We start from the raw sequence: 2,106 nt of genomic DNA, 5'->3' as shown, positions 1-2,106 counted from the left end.
ACTGAGAAGTGACCCGGCATTTGCGCCGAGAATTGACCCGCCTGTTAGTTATGTTTCGGGTCGATAGTAGTGGTCAAGTTCCTACTTTTCTCCTTTGCGGTTTTGCGTTCATGCGCTGAGCTGTTCTTGAATCGGAAGCTGTCGTTTCCGGTTTCCAGGATGTGGCAATGATGCGTTAGGCGATCGAGCAGCGCGGTGGTCATCTTGGCGTCGCCGAAGACGCTAGCCCATTCGCTGAAGCTCAGATTAGTGGTGATAATGATGCTGGTCCGCTCGTAGAGTTTGCTCAGCAGATGGAAGAGCAGTGCACCGCCTGACGCGCTGAATGGCAGGTATCCAAGTTCGTCAAGGATAACGAGATCGGAGTACATAAGCCGGTTGGCGATCTGACCGGACCGTCCTTGAGCTTTCTCCTGCTCGAGAGCGTTGACCAGTTCGACGGTCGAGAAGAAGCGAACCCGCTTATGATGATGCTCGATGGCTTGAACGCCGATCGCCGTGGCGACATGCGTTTTACCTGTGCCTGGTCCACCGACCAACACGATGTTGTTGGCATCATCCAGAAAGTCGCAGCGATAGAGCTGGCGCACGAGCGCCTCGTTGATCTCGCTGCTTGCGAAGTCGAAACCGCTCAGATCACGGTAAGCGGGAAAGCGTGCCGTCTTGAGCTGATAGGCTGTCGATCTGACCTCCCTTTCTGCTGTCTCCGCTTTGAGGAGCTGTGACAGGACCGGAATGGCGGCCTCGAACGCCGGGGCTCCCTGTTCGGTCAGCTCATCGACGGCCTGGGCCATGCCGTGCATCTTCAATTGACGCAGCATGATCACGATTGCGCCGCTCGCCGGGTTATGACGCATGGCGAACCTCCGTCTTCCTCAGGCTGTCGTAGCGTTCGACGTTGGCCTTTGGTTCATTGGTGAGTGTCAATGCCTGAGGAGTGTCTATCGGCGGCGGGAAGGTTTTGCCATCGACGAGGCGATGCAGCAGGTTCAAAACATGCGTCTTGGTTGGAACGCCCGACTTCAGCGCCATGTCGACGGCTGACAAGACGGCCTGTTCATCGTGCTGCAGGACGAGCGCCAGGATGTCGACCATCTCACGGTCTCCGCCGGGCTTCTTGAGCAGGTATTGCTGCAAGGTCCGGAACGCGTCCGGTAGCTCAACGAACGGTGCACCATTACGAAGAGCGCCGGGCTTGCGTTGCACCACCGCCAGATAGTGCCGCCAGTCGTAAATCGTCTGCCCCGGTCGGTCGTGGGAGCGATCGATAACACGGTGATGCTCGCAGACGACCTGACCTTCCACAGCGACAACGACACGATCTGGATAGACCCGGAGGCTTACAGGGCGATTGGCGAAGGATGCCGGCACGCTGTAGCGATTGCGTTCCAGATGAACGAGGCAGGTTGGCGTGACACGCTTTGTATACTCGACAAACCCATCGAACGGTCGGGAGACCGGCATTAATGCCAAAGCCTCCTCAGCCCAGATATCGGCAATGGTGCCACGCATCTGGCCGTGTGGGGTCTTTGCCCAGAACTCCTTGCACTGAAGCTCAAGCCAGTCGTTCAAGGCTTCCAGTGATGGAAAGCGCGGGATCGGTTGAAAGAAGCGATGACGTGCATCCTGAACGTTCTTCTCGACCTGTCCCTTCTCCCAGCCGGACGCAGGATTGCAGAACTCCGGCTCGAAGACATAGTGGCTGGCCATCGCCAGGAAGCGCACGTTGACATCTCGCTCCTTGCCACGGCCAACCTTGTCGATTGCCGTGCGCATGTTGTCGTAGATGCCGCGGCCGGGAATACCGCCAAACACACGGAATGCATGATTGTGAGCATCGAACAGCATCTCGTGCGTCTGCAACAGATAGGCCCGGACGATGAAAGCGCGGCTGTAGCTCAGTTTCGTATGCGCGACCTGCAGCTTGGTGCGCTCATTACCGATGATCGCCCAGTCCTCCGACCAGTCGAACTGGAAAGCTTCTCCGGGCTCGAATGCTAGAGGCACAAATGTGCCGCGCCCCGTCGTCTGGAGTTCTCTCTGCCGGTCCGCCTTCCATTCCCGCGCGAAAGCTGCAACACGGCAATAGGAACCGTCATAACCGAG

Annotated in this window: 2 protein-coding genes; both read right to left on the bottom strand. The window is 57.7% G+C overall.

The window, feature by feature from the left end; translation table 11 throughout:
- Positions 1-44: 44 nt before the first annotated feature.
- Complete coding sequence (istB, locus tag FHW00_RS24365; protein ID WP_061346884.1) at positions 45-857, bottom strand: IS21-like element helper ATPase IstB; 813 nt, start codon at positions 855-857, stop codon at positions 45-47.
- Positions 847-2,106: IS21 family transposase (istA, locus tag FHW00_RS24360; protein ID WP_182514710.1), on the bottom strand; the 1,260-nt coding region annotated here is incomplete at its 5' end. The genes istA and istB, both read right to left, overlap by 11 nt.

The organism is Ochrobactrum sp. P6BSIII, from assembly GCF_014138065.1.
Taxonomy (GTDB): domain Bacteria; phylum Pseudomonadota; class Alphaproteobacteria; order Rhizobiales; family Rhizobiaceae; genus Brucella.
Note: the sequence above shows the minus strand (reverse complement) of the source record. Positions and strands in the feature narration are given on the sequence as shown.

What these genes read in the sequence shown, in the direction of transcription:
- istB (WP_061346884.1), bottom strand. Translation starts at nt 857, where the DNA reads ATGCGTCATAACCCGGCGAGCGGCGCAATCGTGATCATGCTGCGTCAA.